Raw genomic sequence first — 15,746 nt, forward strand, 5'->3', positions numbered from 1 at the left:
GGCGCGCAGGGACCGCTGACGTGCCGGGGTTTGGCTTTCACACCCTGGCGCTGCTGACCGCGATCGGATTGGCCGGTCCGCTGCTGGCGGCACTGCCGCGCCTTCGGATACCGGTGATCATCGGCGAGCTGGTCGCCGGTCTCGTCGTCGGCCGGACCGGTTTGGGCGTCGTCGATGTCACCAACCCGACGTTTCAGCTTCTCGCCAACGTCGGCTTCGCGTTGGTCATGTTCGTCGTGGGCACCCATGTCCCGGTCGGCGCCACGGCACTGCGCGCATCGCTACCGCAGGCGCTGGGGCGGGCGGCGCTGGGTGGCGCCGCCGCGGTGGCGCTCGCGGCTGGGCTGGCGGCCGCCTTCGGCACCGGCCACGCCGCGATGTACGCCGTGCTGATGGCCTCGTCGTCGGCGGCGCTGGCGCTGCCGGTGATCGATTCCCTGCGCTTGCAAGGGCCGCAGGTGATTGCCGTCACGGCGCAGATCGCTGTTGCGGATGCCGCCTGTATTGTCTTGCTGCCGTTGGTGATTGACCTCCGACATGCGCCCACCGCCGCGCTCGGCGCGCTGGCCGTGGCAGGGTGCGCGGGGGTGTTTTACGTGCTGCTGCGGGCCTCCGACGCCAAGGGCTGGCGCCGCCGGATGCACGTCTACTCCGAGAATCGGCGGTTCGCACTGGAATTGCGGACCAACCTCATCGTGCTGTTCGCCCTGGCCGCGCTCGCCGTGAGCACGCACGTGTCCGTCATGCTGGCGGGCTTCGCGGTGGGCCTGGTGGTCGCCATGGTCGGCGAACCGCGACGGTTGGCGCGGCAGCTGTTCGGAATCACCGAGGGGTTTTTCAGTCCGCTGTTCTTCGTCTGGCTGGGCGCTTCGCTGCAGGTGCGCGAGCTCGGTGCGCACCCGAAACTCATCCTGCTCGGCGTGGGACTGGGGCTAGGGGCCGTGCTGGCACACAGCGCCGGCAGGCTGCTCGGCCAACCGCTCACCCTGGCGGTGCTTTCGGCCGGGCAGCTCGGCGTGCCGGTGGCCGCGGCCGCCATCGGCACCCAGGAACACCTGCTCGTCGCGGGCGAAGCGTCGGCGTTGATGTTCGGTGCCCTACTGACGATTGCGGCCGCCTCGGTCGCGGGCGCGTTCGCGTCACGGAGCCAGGTGACCAAGGGCCCTTCCGCGGCGGGACCTCCGCATCCTCGAAAGCACGACTGAAGCACCTGCCGCCCGGTTGCGTTTGGCCCTGTGGGCCGCATCACAGGAGTGGTCGAATCGATTCCAAGCTCGATCGAGGAGGCCGTGATGAGGTTTGCAACACGACGGCACCACCTGCGAGCCGTGCCGACCGCAACGATGTACCGCGTCACCGATCGTTTGCACGGCGGGCGCACGGTCCGGGTGCCCGGCAATGAGATCGCCCCCATCGTGGCGGCATGGCTGGCGGACCTGGGCGCCCACAGCCCCCTGGTGGACGAGCTGGCGCGGGCGGCATGCGACGGCGACTGGTCGGTCGCCTACGCCATCGGCGATCAGCTATCCATCGATGTGGCCATCGCGGCGGCCGCGTAGCCGTGCGGATTGGCCCAAAGTCCCTCGGGCTAGAGCCGTCAGGCTCTCGCCGGGGCGGCAGCAATCCGCAATCGTAGACAAGACGTAGCAATACCGAAGGGAACGACCGCCATGAACACTCGATTTCCGGATGCCGGCACGGTCCGGACGGTCTTGAGTCTGGCATCTCGCGCACCCTCGGTGCACAACAGCCAGCCCTGGCGGTGGCGGGTGGACGCGACAAGCCTGCACCTCTACTCCGACGACAGCCGGCAACTGCCCAACACCGACCCGGACGGCCGCGACCTCATGTTGAGTTGCGGTGCGGCCCTGCACCACTGCGTCGTCGCGCTCGCGGCGGTCGGGTGGCTCTCCAAGGTGACCCGGCTGCCGAATCCGGCCGACCCCAGCCACCTTGCGGCAATCGAGCTTTCGCGACACCGCGCCGATTCGGTCGACATCGCACTGGCCGCGGCGATACCGCGGCGGCGAACCGACCGGCGCTATTACAGCTCCTGGCCGGTGCCGGTGCGATGTCGCCCTGATGGCGGCGCGGGCGGCTCGAAGCGGGGTAACGCTGTGCCAGGTCGAAGACCTCGACAATCTGCGGAAAATCGTCGCTCAATCCGTCCGGGACCACATGAACCAGGACTATCTCGCCGAGCTCACCGAGTGGAGTGGCCGCTACGCGTCCGTGGCCGGCGTTCCCGCCCGCAACACTCCGGCACCGGATATCGCGGCCAAGATTCCGGGCCGGGTCTTCGCCGGCCCGGTGCTGCCCATGCCGCCGGACTCGTCGTCGGAGGACGACAACGCCGTCGTCCTCGCGCTGGGCACCCGCAACGACGACCGCCTGGCCCAGCTACGCGCCGGTGAGGCGACCAGCGTCGTGCTGCTCACCGCGACGTCACTGGGGCTGGCCAGTTGCCCGGTCACCGAACCGCTGGAGACGGCCGGAACGCGCGCGGCGGTCCAGTCCGACATCTTCGGGGACAGCAATCATCCCCAGATGCTGCTCCGGGTGGGTTGGGCGCCCATCAACGCGGACCCGTTGCCGGCGACCCCGCGGCGCGAGCTCTCCGACTTCGTCGAGTGGATGAACGATCACCAGCACCAGGTCGCCCTCTGAACCGGCGAATCCACCGAAACGGTTGCGGCGCAGAGGACATCATGGAGACGTTCACCTTCGACCCAAGCCGCTGGCGTTTCGCCCGCGTTTTCGGCCGTAACCCGTTGCTGCGCCGCGCCGACCGCATTGAATCACTGGTCTTGCTGGTCGCGCTTGTCGCGTCCCTGATCGCCGTCCCGGTCGCCGGTGTGTTCGGCGCGGTGACCTACGGCGCGCGGGATCGGGTCTACACCCAGGAGGCGCACGAGCGGCACCGCGCGACGGCGACGATCGTCGATGCCCTGGCGGAGGATCTGGGTGTCGTTGTCGTGCAGGCGAAGTGGCCGGGGCCGAACGGGGAGCGCAACGGGCCGCTGGTGGTCACCGAGCACGCCAAGGTGGGCGGAACCATCGAGATGTGGGTGGACGGGGAGGGCAACCCGGTGGATCCGCCCACCCCGACTTGGCTCGCGGTGGGCGAGGCGGTCGGCGTGGCGGTGGTGACAGCGCTGGCGGTGACGATGACGATGGCGGCACTTGTGGCGGTCGTCCGGTCGCGGCTGGACCGCGCCCGTGACGCCCTCTGGGAACGCGACATCAAGTTCCTCGCGGAAGCCCCGTAACTGATGACACCGCTGCCAACCCCTATACAGCACAATCGAACCGACGGATGATGGGTCGATGAGCGGAAACGGCGAGAACTCTGGTGCCGCATCGTTTGACACCGCCGGACTGCACCTTCTTGTCGAGGTCCTGATCGAGCGCGGATACCGCGTCATCGGTCCGACGTTGCGGGACAACGCGATCGTGCTGGATCAACTGGAGTCCGCCGCCGACCTGCCGCGGGGGTGGGGCGTCGACGTGGCGCCCGGGCAGTATCGGGTGCGCAGGCGCGACGACGACGCCGCGTTCGGGCACTCGTCCGGGCCGCAGTCATGGAAGCAGTTCTTGCACCCGCCACGGCGCCGGCTGTGGTCCGGCACCCGCGACGGTTTCAGCGACACCGAATCGGACGAGCAGGTCCCGAGGTATGCCTTCCTCGGAGTGCGCGGCTGCGACTTGGCCGCGATAGCTACGCTCGACCGGGTCCTTGGCCGTGGCCAGTTTCCCGACAAATCCTTCGTCCGCCGACATCGGCAGATTTTCGTGGTGGCGGTCAATTGCACAGAGCCGGGCGGGCTGTGCTTCTGCGCCTCGATGGGCACCGGCCCCGCGGCCGGACCAGGGTACGACCTGGCCCTGACCGAGCGACTCGACGGCGACGGCGTGACCTACCTGGTCGAGGTGGGAACCCCGGAGGGCGCCGACGTGCTCGCGGCCGTTCCACACCGGGCCGCCGACGATGCGGAGATCGATTCCGCACACGCGGCGGTGCAGGCTGCCTCGCATCGAATGGGTCGCCAGATGCCGGACACCGACCTGCGCGACCTGTTGGTTCGTTCGCGCGAGTCGCCGCAGTGGGACGAGGTCGCCAGCCGATGCCTGACCTGTGGCAACTGCACCATGGTGTGCCCGACCTGCTTCTGTACCAGCACCGAGGACGTCAGCGATTTGACCGGCGAGCATGCGGAGCGCTGGCAGAACTGGGCGTCGTGCTTCGAGCCCGATTTCACCTACATCCACGGCGGCGGCAGCGTCCGCCAGTCCGGCTCCTCGCGATACCGGCACTGGCTGACCCACAAACTCGGCACCTGGCACGACCAGTTCGACATGTCGGGGTGCGTCGGCTGCGGGCGGTGCATTGCCTGGTGCCCCACCGGGATCGACATCACCGAGGAAATGAACAAGATGGCCCACGATGACTGACGCTGCGGGCGCCGCGGTGATGGCGCCGAACCCGTACCGGGTGCGCAGTCGCGTCGTCGAAAGCCCCGACTCGGCAACGCTGTGCCTCGAACCGCTCGGGGAAGTGCTGCGCGCGCCGCAACCCGGAGAGTTCATGATGCTCTACGCATTCGGCGTGGGCGAAGCCGCGATCTCGATCAGCGGCGATCCCACCGTCACCGACGGCTCGATCACGCATACGGTGCGAGCGGTCGGCGCGGTGAGCCGCGCCCTGCATGACGCGCAGCCGGGGAGCATCATCGGTGTCCGTGGCCCCTTCGGCACGACGTGGGGGCTAGCGGAAGCCGTCGGGCGGGATTTGGTCATGGTCGCCGGGGGTGTGGGCCTGTGCCCGTTGCGCCCGGCGATACTGGGCGCGCTGGCCGACCGGGCACGCTACGGCAACGTGACGCTGATCGTGGGCGCCCGGTCGCAGGCCGACTTCGTCTTCGCCGCTCAGCTCGAGCAGTGGTCGCACGACCCGCAGATCGAATTGCATTTGGTCGTCGACGCCCAGACACCGGGGTGGCACGGCGACGTCGGCCTGGTCACCGAACCGCTGGGGCGGCTGGTCCTCGAGCCCGATCGCACCAGCGCATTCCTGTGCGGGCCCGAGCCGATGTTGCGGTTCGGCGCGGAGGCCCTGCTCGCGAAAGGCGTTGCGGCAAAGAATATCCGAGTCTCGCTGGAGCGGAACATGCAATGCGGGGTCGGCATGTGCGGGCACTGTCAGCTGGGGCCGCTGCTGCTGTGCCGCGACGGCCCCGTGGTGGGCTACGACGTCGCCGGCCCCCTGCTACGGGTGAAGGAGCTCTGATGACCCGACCCACCCTGGCCGTGTGGAAGTTCGCCTCGTGCGACGGATGTCAACTGACCCTGCTGGATTGCGAGGACGAGCTGCTCACTCTCGCCGACCAGGTGCAGATCGCCAACTTCGCCGAGGCCTCCAGCGCGACCGTCGCCGGCCCCTACGACGTCTCGCTGGTCGAGGGCTCGATCACCACGCGGCGTGATGAGCAACGCATCCAAGAGATTCGGCAGCAGTCGAAGGTGCTGGTCACCATCGGGGCGTGCGCGACCGCCGGGGGAGTACAGGCGCTGCGCAACTTTGCCGATGTCGCCGAGTTCGCCTCCGTCGTCTATGCCAAGCCGGAATACGTTGACACGCTGGCCACGTCGACGCCGGCTTCGGCACACGTCAAGGTGGATTACCAGTTGCCGGGCTGCCCGATCGACCGCGGCCAGCTGCTCGACACACTCGCGGCCCTGCTGATCGGGCGAAAGCCGCGGCTGCCGGCCAAGACGGTGTGCACCGAATGCAAACTGCGCGGGACCACGTGTGTCGTTGTCGCCGATGGGATTCCGTGTCTAGGTCCGGTAACGCACGCCGGTTGCGGCGCGCTGTGTCCCAGCCATCACCGCGGTTGCTACGGCTGCTTCGGCCCGTCGGCGGTGCCGCAGACCGCGACGCTGATCCCGCTGCTGCGCCGCGACGGGATGTCCGACGGCGACGTCGACCGGGTGTTCTCCACGTTCAACGTCGCCACGTTCGCCGCCGAACGGAGCAAGCAGTGAATTCGTCCGAGCGCACCCTGAGCGTCGGCGCGTTGACCCGGGTGGAAGGCGAAGGCGCGCTCCACGTCACGCTGCAGGACGGCGCGCTGCACAGCGTGCAGCTCAACATCTATGAGCCGCCGCGCTTCTTCGAAGCGTTCCTGCGCGGCCGCGCCCACACCGAGCCGCCCGACCTCACGGCACGCGTCTGCGGGATCTGCCCGGTCGCCTACCAGGTCAGCGCCTGCAATGCGATCGAAGACGTCTGCGGGGTTCGGGTGGACGACGAACTCGTCGCGCTGCGGCGCCTGCTGTACTGCGGTGAATGGATCAACAGTCACGCCCTGCACATCTACCTGTTGCACGCGCCGGACTTCCTCGGCTACCCCGACATCGTCGGCATGGCCCGCGACCATCGCGAGATCGTCGAGCGGGGGCTGGCGCTGAAGAAGGCGGGCAACCGGCTGATGGAGTTCGTTGGCGGCCGCGCGATCCATCCCGTCAACGTGCGGCTGGGCGGATTCTATTCCGTTCCAACACGATTGGAATTCAAGCCGATCGAAGAGCAGCTGCGTCGCGCGCTGGATGACGCGGTGGCGACGGTCGAGTGGGTGTCCGGCTTCGAGTTTCCCGACCTCGAGCTCGACCACGAATTCCTGGCTCTCACGGCGCCGGGTGAGTACCCGATCGAAAACGGGGTCATCGCCCGCAGCGCCGGTCCCACCTTTGAAGTGGCCGACTTCACCGACCACGTCGCCGAAGCGCAACTGCCCCACTCGACCGCCCTGCACGCGACGCTCGACGGAGGTCGCCACCTGACCGGCCCGCTGGCCCGATACTCGCTAAACGCACCGGCGCTCTCGCCGATCGCCGCTCAGGCGGCCACCCGGGCCGGATTATCGGGCGAATGCCGAAACCCCTTCCGCAGCATCGTCGTCCGCGCGGTCGAAGTGGTCTACGCGATCGAAGAGGCACTGCGCATCATCGATGAGTACCAGCGCCCGTCGCGTCCGTTCGTGCCCGTCCCGGCTCGTGCCGGCGTTGGCCACGGTGTCAGCGAGGCGCCCCGCGGCCTGTTGTATCACCGATACCGGATCGACGAGGCGGGCCTGGTGTCGGCCGCGACCATCATCCCGCCGACCTCGCAGAACCAGGGCGCCATCGAAGCCGACCTGGCTCGCCTGGTTTCGGACAACCTCTCCCTGGACGACGGCGCGCTGACCGAGCTGTGTGAACAGCTGATCCGCAGCTACGACCCGTGCATTTCCTGCTCGGCGCACTTCCTGACGCTGACTGTGCAGCGACGATGACCGCCGATGCCGGCAGGGTTGCCGTGATCGGGCTCGGCAATTGCTACCGGCGCGACGACGGCGTCGGGGTCGCCGCTGCGATCGCAATGGAACGCCTCGCCTGGCCCAATGTCGTTGTGCGTACCGACATTGCGGAGCCGGCGGGAGTTCTCGACGCATGGAGCGGGGCGGAGCTGGCCGTGGTCATCGACGCGGCGATCGTCACCCCGGCAACCCCGGGCCGCGTCCATCGCTACCGGCTGGACGAGGTGCCCACCCAAGCCGAAGGGTTGAGCTCGCACAGCATCGATATCGGCCGCACCCATGCGCTGGCTCGAGAGCTCGGGCGGGTGCCCGACGCCGTGGTGGTCTTCGCGGTCGAGGTGGGGGACACCGGCAATGGGGAGGGGCTGAGCCCGATGGTCGCACGAGCCGTGCCGGTGGTGGTCGGCATGGTGGCCGCGGAGATCAATCGCTTTCGGTCAGCGAAGCGATCGCGGCACGCAGGCCCTCCGTGATCTCTGCGGCGATCGAGATGAGGGCCGGCTCACCGGTCACCTCGACCAGGAGCACCGGATCCATCGCCTCGACGATCACCGAGCCCGGGTCACCCGGGTCGGCGCGCACGAGCACGTTGCAGGGCAGCAGCAGCCCGATCTCTCGATCGACGTTGATAGCTCGATACGTCACGGCCGGGTCGCAGGCGCCGAAGATCAGGTAATCCTCCATCTCCACGCCGAGCTGAGCCTGCACCCGCGCTTTGACGTCCACTTCGGTCAGTACGCCGAAACCCTGCCGTGCCAAAGCTTCTCGAGTGCGGTCCGCGGCGTCGTCGAACCGCGCCGTCAGCCTGGTGGATAATCTCGCACTCACCGATGGGCCATCCGTCAGGAGATCAGTCCGGTTCCCCGTACCGCGGCTGGAAGGTCTATGTGCTTGCCGCAGTTCGGGCAGAACTGCTCGCTGGGGTGGTGCTCGGCCCCGCAATGTGCGCAGAAATGCGGTTCGACCGCCCCCGATTCATGCTTGGGCATCAGACGAAGCGGTTGCACGTCGGGCGCCGTGTGGGCGCGATGACGGGGCCGCAGCCCCAGGAAGGTCAGGACGGCGCCGAGGCCGAGCACCGAGACGACACTGATAACGGTGTACCACAACAGAGTTCGCCCGCTGAGGGCGGCGGAGTCCCCATACTGCTGGCGCAGATTGACCGCGTTCGTCTTGAGATCGTCCAGACCGGGGTAGCCGGGTGACATCGCGAGGGTCTGGCCGAACTCGTCGATCGCATCGGTGTAGCGGCCCGCGTAGAAGTCGGTCAATCCTTTGCGGTAGATCCGGTCAGCGGGGCCAAGCGCCGGCTGGACGCCTTTGCCGGCCAATATCGCGGCGACGCCGTCCACCGGCGTGATGAAATTGAACGGCTGGGTTTCGTTGACCGGGGCGAAGCTGTTGACGCCGAGCACCTTTCCGTTCAGCCCGACCGTCGGGCCGCCGCTCATGCCGTCGGTCATCGCGGCGTCGATCTCGTACTCGGGGTTGGGTCCCGCGAGAGACTTCTTGCTGACCTTGCCGCTCTTGTAGGTGGGGTCGAGCGAAGGGCCGGTGATGTTCTGGGTGCTCTCGGGGAAGCCCACCGCGAGGACGGGCGTCCCGATGGTGACGTCGGCATCGGTCGCGAGTTCCGACGACGGTAGGTTGCGCTTGGGAATCTTGAGGAGCGCGGCGTCGCCCTTGCCCATGGGCCGGAAATCGGCGACGTTGGCGGTCAGCTTATCCGCGAGTTTCGTTCCCGTGCCCGAAATCAGCGTGATGCTCACGTGGGGGCCCTGGCCGGATGTGTCGCCTTCCACCCTCGCGTTCTTCTGCAGCCATTCCAATGTGACCGCCGGATCACTCGACTCGGGCGCATCCGGATGTTCGGTCTGGTATTCGATCGCGGCCCTTTTGAGTATCAGGACGGTGGCGCTCGCCGGGTCGACGCAGTGGCCCGCCGTCGCAACCCAACCGTCGGGGTTGACGACGAATGCCGTGCAGTGCCAGGTGGCCAGGAACGGCATGCTGGAGCCCCGCCCGAATTGGGACAACACCTCACCGTCGGGCAGCCGGACCAGGCCGTAACCCTCACCGGAGAGATACATGATGGACGGCCGGATCAGAGCCGCGGCCCGCTCCTCGGGCTTGGCTTGCGGACGCCCGCTGTCGGCGGCCGCCATGCCCGCCGGCCCCACCAACAGCATGAGGGCGGCCGCCGGCAACGCCAGCGCCCTCGCGATTCCCGTCACGGACGGGGCCGCCGCAGCAGGGCTGCGGCCCAATGGGTGGGGCGGAAGGATGACGGATGACGGCGCATCGCCTCGACGCGCTCGGCCGCCTGCCGTTGCCGAGAAATCCAGGCCGGATGCGACTCGAGGGCGATTATCTTCGCACCGGCATCCGTCGCGGGAACTGTCACAGTCACAACCCCTATTCGACCGGTTCCCCGGGCGAGAGGATAGGGACCGAAGTCCCGACCGCGAAGGACCTCCGTTCGTCGGCCGATTTCGGCCTCCACCAGGGCCGATCCACAGAAGTGACCAAGGCCCTCACGGCGCTGTGCCTTTGCGCCCTTACCGGGCCGTCAGTCCAAGCGAAGCATGGAGTCGTCTGAGCCACATTCGCAAAGGAGTTGGCCATGAGGTCGCTGATCGTGTGCGCTTCGAGGTCACATGGCAACACCCGCCTGGTGGCCGATCGGATGGCCGAGGTGCTGGGTGCCGAGGTCGTCACCCCCGAATCGGTCGACCCGGGGACCGTTCACGACTACGACCTCGTCGGGTTCGGTTCCGGCATCTACTACATGATGGTGGACGCGAGGCTGCGCAAATTGATCCGTCAGCTCCCGGCGGCCGACCACCCGACCGCGGCCTTCACGTTCTTCACCAGCGGCGCACGCGAGGTTCCGCTGCTGGGTTACCACAAACCCGTTCGGGAGAAGCTCGAGCAAAAGGGGTTCGACGTCATCGGAGCGTTCTCGTGCCGGGGGTTCGACACGGTGGGGCCGTTCGGATTCATCGGCGGAATCAACCGCGGACGGCCGAACGAGCACGACCTCGATCGCGCGGCGGCGTTCGCCGCTCGGATTCACAAGCGGGTCGCCGGCTCTCCGGCCGCCTCGTAACGGTGCGAAGCGGATCGAGGTGATCGTGATGAGCCACATTGCCGCAATTCTGGTGGTCTTGGGAATTGCCGCCGCGGTGTTGCTGGCGGCATCGATCAGGGTGGTGCAGCAGTACCAGCGGGGTGTGCATTTCCGCCTCGGCCGCGTGATCGGCGTTCGCGAACCCGGGCTGCGGATCATCATTCCGGTCATCGACCGCCTGTGGCGGATTTCGATGCGGATCGTGACCATGCCCATCCAGTCCCAGGGCATCATCACCCGCGACAACGTGAGCGTCGACATCGCCGCTGTCGCCTACTTCCGGATCGTCGATGCCCGCAAGGCCGTGGTGGTCATCGAGAACGTCCACGCCGCCATCGATCAGATCGCACAGACCACCCTCCGCAATGTCGTCGGGCAACATTCCCTCGACGAGGTGCTTGCCCAAACCGAGAAGATCAACGGCAGCATTCGCCAGATCCTCGACGCCACCACGGTGGACTGGGGCGTGGAGGTCACCTTGGTGGAGCTCAAGGACATTCAGCTCCCCGACAGCATGAAACGCGCGATGGCGCGCGAGGCCGAGGCGGAGCGGGAGAAGCGGGCGAAAATCTTTGCGGCCGAAGGGGAAGCCCGCGCCGCCGCTGCCCTCGGCGACGCCTCCGACACCATGATGCGTCACCCGCTGGCCCTGCAGCTGCGCAACCTGCAGACCTTGATCGAACTGGGGGTGGAGAAGAACACCACCATCGTCTTCCCGGCCCCGCTGATGACCGCGATCGGAGAACTCACCGCCTTCCTGGCGCGTGAGACCGACGCGTCCAAGGACAAGCCCGAGGAGAAGCTGGTGCGGGCGGCAGCACTGCAATGAGGGGAGGCATTGCGTGATCGGGCAGAATTTCGACCACCGGCACAATGCCCTCAACCTGTGGCGGCTGGTCCTGGCCGTCGAGGTGATCCTCTGGCATTCGTTCGCAGTGACCGGCCATAGTGTTTCGTCACCGGTCACGCAACGTCTCTTGTTCTCCCTGGGCGTGGATGGCTTTTTCGCGGTGTCGGGGTTTTTGGTCACCGCGAGCTGGCTGAACAACCCGCAGCCAAGGCAGTACCTGCGGGCTCGAGCGCTGCGCATCCTGCCAGGCTTCTACACCTGTTTGGTCGTCACCGCTTTCGTCATAGCGCCGGTCGGCGTCGCACTTCAAGGTGGTTCTGCGATCAGCCTTTTGGACTCCAGTGGACCGTTGAAGTTCGTTCTGTTCAACAGCGCCATCGCGCACCTCAAACTCGACGTGGGCGGCACACCGCAGGGCGTTCCGCATCCCCGCACGTGGAATGCGTCGCTGTGGACCCTGGTGTTCGAGGTGATGTGTTACCTGGCGGTGCTCGCCATCGGCGTCGCCGGTCTGGCACGGTATCGCTGGATATCTTCGGCTCTGTTGGCCACCGGTGTCGTAGTGGCACTCGTGTTGCCGCCCATGGCCGACCCGTGGTCGTGGACCATCCCGCAATGCGTCGCGCGATTTACGATCATGTTCGCCGCCGGCGCGGTGCTCTACCAACTCAAGGACGTGATACCGGCTCGGTGGTCTTGGGTCGCGGTAAGTTTCGCGATGGTCGCGGTCTGCGGTCTGCTGCTGCCCGACTATCGGATCGTCGGTGCCTTGCCCCTGGCCTACGGAATCATCGTGTCCGGCATACTGTTGCGAAAGTTTTATCTACACAACGATTTGTCGTACGGCGTGTACATCTACGCGTGGCCGACCCAGCAGATCCTCGTCATCTCCGGGCTCGGACACATCACCCCGCTCGTCTTTGCGGTGGTGGCGACCGCGGCCACATTGCCGCTGGCCGCGGCCAGCTGGTTCGTCGTCGAGAAACCGGCACTGCGGCTGAAGGCAGTCAAAGTCCCCCAGAACGTATGAAACGTGAACACCCCGATGACTTTCGGCCCTGTCCCGCAGCCGGTTTCGTGATGTAGCTCTTGAGCCATGCGCCACAGGACAGAATTGCCACAGGACATCGACGTGCAGGTCTCCATGCGGGACGAGCTTCCCGCTGCGGCCGAGTACGCGCAGACCAAGGTCGGTGAGCTCACGCGGTACGCAAGCCGGCCTGTGCGGCATGCCCGCGTAAGACTGTCCAGACATCGGGACCCGTCGGTGCAGCGGCCCGTCGTCGCGCAAGCGAACCTCGACATCGATGGCCGATCGGTCCGCGCGCAGGTCCAGGCCGACACGGCGCGGGAAGCGGTCGATCTTCTGGTGGCGCGATTGCGCCGCCGCCTGCAACGCGCCACCGAGCGCTGGGAGGCGCGCCGCGGCGAGCTGCCGTCGGTGGGTCCCCACCAATGGCGGCATGAGTCCGAGCCGGCGCACCGGCCCAACTACTTTCCTCGTCCGGCCGACCAGCGCCGCGTCATCCGGCGGAAGTCGTTCACGATGGCGCCCTGCACCGTCGACGACGCCGCCCGCGAAATGGACTTGCTCGACTACGACTTTCATCTGTTCACGGAGAAGGGCACGGGCACCGCAAGCGTGCTGTATCACGCCGGACCGACGGGCTTCCGCCTCGCGCTGGCCGCACCGGCTCTGGCCGACCGGGTGAGCCCGCATGCGCTACCGGTGACCATCAGCCGACAACCGCTGCCATGCCTCACCGAAGAGGGAGCCGCCGACCGGCTGGCCATGCTCGACCTGCCGTTCCTGTTCTTCATCCACGCCGCCTACGGCTGCGCCAGCGTGCTATACCACCGCTACGACGGCCATTACGGCTTGATCACCCCGGCCGGCTAGGGACCCTTCGGCGGTGCGCAGGGCATATCGGCGCACCACCAAGGACCAAGGACCCTCGCAGGCGTCGGGGCGCTCCGCGCAGACTGGCGCCATGGCGAACATGACAAGGCGGATCGCCCAGACCACCGTATTGCTCACCGTGCTCTACTGCGCGCGCAGGTACTACCGCAACTGGGGCGCAACCAAGGCGGAGTCGCAGATGCGTGTCCCGGGTGACGCCTTGGTCAGCGATCCGGCGGTTCAGACGACCGAGGCAGTTGACATCGACGCGACCGCGTCGGTGGTCTGGTCCCGGCTCCTGCAGATGGGCCGGGACAGAAACGAAAGCCTCGGCTTCGAGGGTTTGGAAAGCCCTGCGGCGCAAGATGCTAACGAAGGGCTGCGGGTGGGGGATGCGGTCCGCCTGGCTCCCGAGGGCTGGTTGCCCGACGGGTTGACGCTACGCGTCACGGAGATAGTCCCCGAAAAATACGTCGTCCTCAATGCCATGCGATCCGAGCCGCGCTGGAACGTTGTGTTGTCCTTTCATCTCCAGCCGCACTGGGAGGACCGCGTCCGGCTGCTGGCACGCGCTCGGATAGCCCTGCGCTACCCGGGTGAAGTGTTCGCGATGGAACTGGCCAGGCCGTTGATAGCGCTGGGGACACGTGCGCTGATGCTGGCGGTCAAGCGCCGCGCGGAGCGGCCCGCCGACGCGGCGCCGATCCGTTCGTCGGTCGAAACAATCTGACAGTAAAGGCCGGATGATGAAACCAATCCTGGTGGGAATTGACGGTTCGGCGGCCGCGATCACGGCCGCGCTATGGGGTATCGACGAGGCGATCACCCGCGGCGCGCCACTGCGTCTCGTCTCCGTCATCAAGCCGGCGCACGATTCCGCAGAAGACTACGAGCGCGACTTCGCACACGCCGAGACATCGCTCCATGCCGCACGGTTGGCCGTGGAGGCCACCGGCAAGGCGGTCGCGATCGAAACCGACGTGCCGCGGGGCCCGGCCGGCGCGGTCCTGTTGGAGGCATCCTGGGACGCCGAGATGATCTGCGTCGGTTGCGTCGGCATCGGACGCTACGCGCGCTCCATCGTGGGTTCGACCGCGACGGAGCTCGCCGAGAAGGCGCGTTGCCCGGTCGCGGTCTTGCGGACCGAATCCGACCGGCCGGCGCCCGACATCAACTGGATCGTGGTCCGGATGACGGACGTACCCGGCAACGACACCGTCGTGAATTTCGCTGCTGCGGAGGCGAAGTTACGCAGGGCTCCGCTGCTGGTGCTCGGCGGCCGGCCCGAGGAACTCACCGAGCACGCCGACGGCGAATTCGAGCGCCGGGTGGCCGAATGGCGGCAGCACTATCCCGAGGTGCGGGTCTACCCGATCACCACGAAGCACGCCATCGCCAGCTACCTGAGCGCCAACGACGAGAGGGTTCAGCTCGCCGTGATCGGCGCCGACGAGGCCGGTCAGCTCGCGCGACTGGTCGGGCCCCAAGGGCATCCCCTCTTCCGCCACCCCGAATGCTCCGTGCTCGTCGTGCGCTAGTGGCCCCGTGAAGATCACTCCCAGAAGCCGCGCGACCAGCGTCGCGCGGGGTGGGGAGCGGGTGCTGCTGGGTGCCGATGTCCCTGCGGCGCGTCGCATCAGCGTGCTGATGCTGCTGTGCGTCCTGGTTTGGCTGGTAGTGCTGGTGGCGCGAGAGTATCTCGGCTACGAACGCATCGCCCCCGGCCGGTTCGGCTGGTCGGTGGCGCTCCTGGGCGCGGCCGCCTTGATCGCTCGCGGCATCTTTCTCGGCCGTCCGGTGACCTCCGCACACGCGATGTACGCGGCCGCCGCGGTGGGCGCCGGGCTGGGCGCGCATTTCCTGTCCTGGGCCCTGCTGGGCAACGTTCTGATCGCCGGCAGCGGGCTCGCGCTGATGTCACCCACCACGGTCCGACCGCAGCCGGAGCTGCTGGGCCGGGTGTGGGTGCTGGTCAACGCCACGCGGGGGGATCCGCTGGCCCCGTTCGCCATGCACTCCAGCAAGAGTTACCACTTCAACCCCGACGGGACCGCGGCGATCGCCTACCGTGCCCGGCTTGGATTCGCCGTGGTCAGCGGCGACCCGATCGGCGACGCGACGCAATTCGACGCTCTGGTAGCCGATTTCGTCCGCATGTGCCGCGGCCGGGGATGGCAGATCATCGTCTTGGCCGCGGGCGAACGCCACCTTCGGTTGTGGCGCAGGGACACGGTGGGGCAGCCGATGCTGTCGGTGCCGATCGGCCGCGACGTGGTCGTCGACATCCGCCACTTCACCCTGCGGGGCCGCCGCTTTCGCAACCTGCGCCAAGCGGTGCAGCGGACGCACAACTGCGGTGTCACCACCGAGATCGTCGACGAACAAAAGCTCAGCGGCGCAACGCTGGCCGAGCTGACCGAGGTGTTGTACGCCGCTCACCGCGCGGCGCGCACCGATCGCGGCTTCTGCATGAACCTCGACGGCGCGTTGCAAGGCCGCTTTCCCGGT

Annotated in this window: 17 protein-coding genes and 1 pseudogene; 16 read left to right on the plus strand and 2 right to left on the minus strand. The window is 67.5% G+C overall.

Going from position 1 to position 15,746, the window contains the following annotated elements:
- The first annotated feature begins 20 nt into the window (after positions 1-20).
- From A5711_RS09770 to A5711_RS09810, 9 genes and pseudogenes are all read left to right on the plus strand, one after another.
- The gene (locus A5711_RS09770; RefSeq protein WP_231987450.1) at positions 21-1,205 is read left to right on the plus strand and encodes a cation:proton antiporter; all 1,185 of its coding nucleotides are present in this window, start codon (positions 21-23) and stop codon (positions 1,203-1,205) included.
- 87 nt (positions 1,206-1,292) lie between these two features.
- Positions 1,293-1,559: a hypothetical protein gene (locus A5711_RS09775; RefSeq protein ID WP_067945925.1), complete on the plus strand. Its 267-nt coding sequence runs from the start codon at positions 1,293-1,295 to the stop codon at positions 1,557-1,559.
- Positions 1,560-1,670: 111 nt separating this feature from the next.
- Positions 1,671-2,667 (plus strand): annotated as a pseudogene (locus A5711_RS09780) (NAD(P)H nitroreductase).
- A gap of 41 nt (positions 2,668-2,708) precedes the next feature.
- Entirely contained in the window at positions 2,709-3,269 is a 561-nt protein-coding gene (locus tag A5711_RS09785) for a hypothetical protein (RefSeq protein ID WP_067945888.1), read from the plus strand.
- A gap of 58 nt (positions 3,270-3,327) precedes the next feature.
- Positions 3,328-4,452 (plus strand): 4Fe-4S dicluster domain-containing protein, encoded by a 1,125-nt coding sequence (locus tag A5711_RS09790; RefSeq protein ID WP_067945890.1) that lies wholly within the window; start codon positions 3,328-3,330, stop codon positions 4,450-4,452.
- Complete coding sequence (locus A5711_RS09795) at positions 4,445-5,287, plus strand: FAD/NAD(P)-binding protein (protein WP_067945892.1); 843 nt, start codon at positions 4,445-4,447, stop codon at positions 5,285-5,287. The genes A5711_RS09790 and A5711_RS09795 overlap by 8 nt, the downstream gene beginning before the upstream one ends.
- Positions 5,287-6,045: an oxidoreductase gene (locus A5711_RS09800; RefSeq protein WP_067945894.1), complete on the plus strand. Its 759-nt coding sequence runs from the start codon at positions 5,287-5,289 to the stop codon at positions 6,043-6,045. The genes A5711_RS09795 and A5711_RS09800 overlap by 1 nt, the downstream gene beginning before the upstream one ends.
- On the plus strand, positions 6,042-7,334 hold the full coding sequence (locus A5711_RS09805) for a Ni/Fe hydrogenase subunit alpha (protein WP_067945896.1): 1,293 nt from the start codon (positions 6,042-6,044) through the stop codon (positions 7,332-7,334). Before A5711_RS09800 ends, A5711_RS09805 begins: the two co-directional genes overlap by 4 nt.
- Positions 7,331-7,831, plus strand: coding sequence for a hydrogenase maturation protease (locus tag A5711_RS09810; RefSeq protein WP_067945898.1), 501 nt, complete (start codon positions 7,331-7,333; stop codon positions 7,829-7,831). Before A5711_RS09805 ends, A5711_RS09810 begins: the two co-directional genes overlap by 4 nt.
- Here the strand turns inward: A5711_RS09810 and A5711_RS09815 are convergent.
- Complete coding sequence (locus A5711_RS09815; RefSeq protein WP_067945900.1) at positions 7,782-8,186, minus strand: DUF302 domain-containing protein; 405 nt, start codon at positions 8,184-8,186, stop codon at positions 7,782-7,784. The genes A5711_RS09810 and A5711_RS09815 overlap by 50 nt on opposite strands.
- 14 nt (positions 8,187-8,200) lie before the next feature.
- A complete protein-coding gene (locus tag A5711_RS09820; RefSeq protein WP_231972108.1) occupies positions 8,201-9,592 on the minus strand; it encodes a trypsin-like peptidase domain-containing protein in 1,392 nt (463 codons plus the stop codon).
- Positions 9,593-9,981: 389 nt separating this feature from the next.
- On the opposite strand from A5711_RS09820, the gene A5711_RS09825 reads away from it, so the two are divergent.
- The 7 genes from A5711_RS09825 to A5711_RS09855 form a co-directional block, all read left to right on the plus strand.
- Positions 9,982-10,467 (plus strand): flavodoxin family protein, encoded by a 486-nt coding sequence (locus A5711_RS09825; protein ID WP_067945904.1) that lies wholly within the window; start codon positions 9,982-9,984, stop codon positions 10,465-10,467.
- Positions 10,468-10,495: 28 nt separating this feature from the next.
- A complete protein-coding gene (locus A5711_RS09830) occupies positions 10,496-11,317 on the plus strand; it encodes a slipin family protein (protein WP_067945927.1) in 822 nt (273 codons plus the stop codon).
- Positions 11,318-11,330: 13 nt separating this feature from the next.
- A complete protein-coding gene (locus A5711_RS09835; RefSeq protein WP_082974353.1) occupies positions 11,331-12,368 on the plus strand; it encodes an acyltransferase in 1,038 nt (345 codons plus the stop codon).
- A 66-nt stretch (positions 12,369-12,434) separates the two neighbouring features.
- Positions 12,435-13,238 (plus strand): HPF/RaiA family ribosome-associated protein, encoded by an 804-nt coding sequence (locus tag A5711_RS09840; protein WP_067945906.1) that lies wholly within the window; start codon positions 12,435-12,437, stop codon positions 13,236-13,238.
- Positions 13,239-13,329: 91 nt separating this feature from the next.
- Positions 13,330-13,968: an SRPBCC family protein gene (locus A5711_RS09845; protein WP_082974354.1), complete on the plus strand. Its 639-nt coding sequence runs from the start codon at positions 13,330-13,332 to the stop codon at positions 13,966-13,968.
- A gap of 16 nt (positions 13,969-13,984) precedes the next feature.
- Entirely contained in the window at positions 13,985-14,776 is a 792-nt protein-coding gene (locus A5711_RS09850; protein WP_067945931.1) for a universal stress protein, read from the plus strand.
- A gap of 7 nt (positions 14,777-14,783) precedes the next feature.
- Positions 14,784-15,746 (plus strand): phosphatidylglycerol lysyltransferase domain-containing protein (locus A5711_RS09855; RefSeq protein WP_231987451.1); only part of this gene is annotated, 963 nt, incomplete at its 3' end.

This window comes from Mycobacterium sp. E2238, assembly GCF_001672665.1.
GTDB lineage: Bacteria > Actinomycetota > Actinomycetes > Mycobacteriales > Mycobacteriaceae > Mycobacterium.

What these genes read in the sequence shown, in the direction of transcription:
- A5711_RS09830 (WP_067945927.1), top strand. Translation starts at nt 10,496, where the DNA reads ATGAGCCACATTGCCGCAATTCTGGTGGTCTTGGGAATTGCCGCCGCG.
- A5711_RS09810 (WP_067945898.1), top strand. Translation starts at nt 7,331, where the DNA reads ATGACCGCCGATGCCGGCAGGGTTGCCGTGATCGGGCTCGGCAATTGC.
- A5711_RS09790 (WP_067945890.1), top strand. Translation starts at nt 3,328, where the DNA reads ATGAGCGGAAACGGCGAGAACTCTGGTGCCGCATCGTTTGACACCGCC.
- A5711_RS09775 (WP_067945925.1), top strand. Translation starts at nt 1,293, where the DNA reads ATGAGGTTTGCAACACGACGGCACCACCTGCGAGCCGTGCCGACCGCA.
- A5711_RS09850 (WP_067945931.1), top strand. Translation starts at nt 13,985, where the DNA reads ATGAAACCAATCCTGGTGGGAATTGACGGTTCGGCGGCCGCGATCACG.
- A5711_RS09785 (WP_067945888.1), top strand. Translation starts at nt 2,709, where the DNA reads ATGGAGACGTTCACCTTCGACCCAAGCCGCTGGCGTTTCGCCCGCGTT.
- A5711_RS09845 (WP_082974354.1), top strand. Translation starts at nt 13,330, where the DNA reads ATGGCGAACATGACAAGGCGGATCGCCCAGACCACCGTATTGCTCACC.
- A5711_RS09800 (WP_067945894.1), top strand. Translation starts at nt 5,287, where the DNA reads ATGACCCGACCCACCCTGGCCGTGTGGAAGTTCGCCTCGTGCGACGGA.
- A5711_RS09795 (WP_067945892.1), top strand. Translation starts at nt 4,445, where the DNA reads ATGACTGACGCTGCGGGCGCCGCGGTGATGGCGCCGAACCCGTACCGG.
- A5711_RS09825 (WP_067945904.1), top strand. Translation starts at nt 9,982, where the DNA reads ATGAGGTCGCTGATCGTGTGCGCTTCGAGGTCACATGGCAACACCCGC.
- A5711_RS09840 (WP_067945906.1), top strand. Translation starts at nt 12,435, where the DNA reads ATGCGCCACAGGACAGAATTGCCACAGGACATCGACGTGCAGGTCTCC.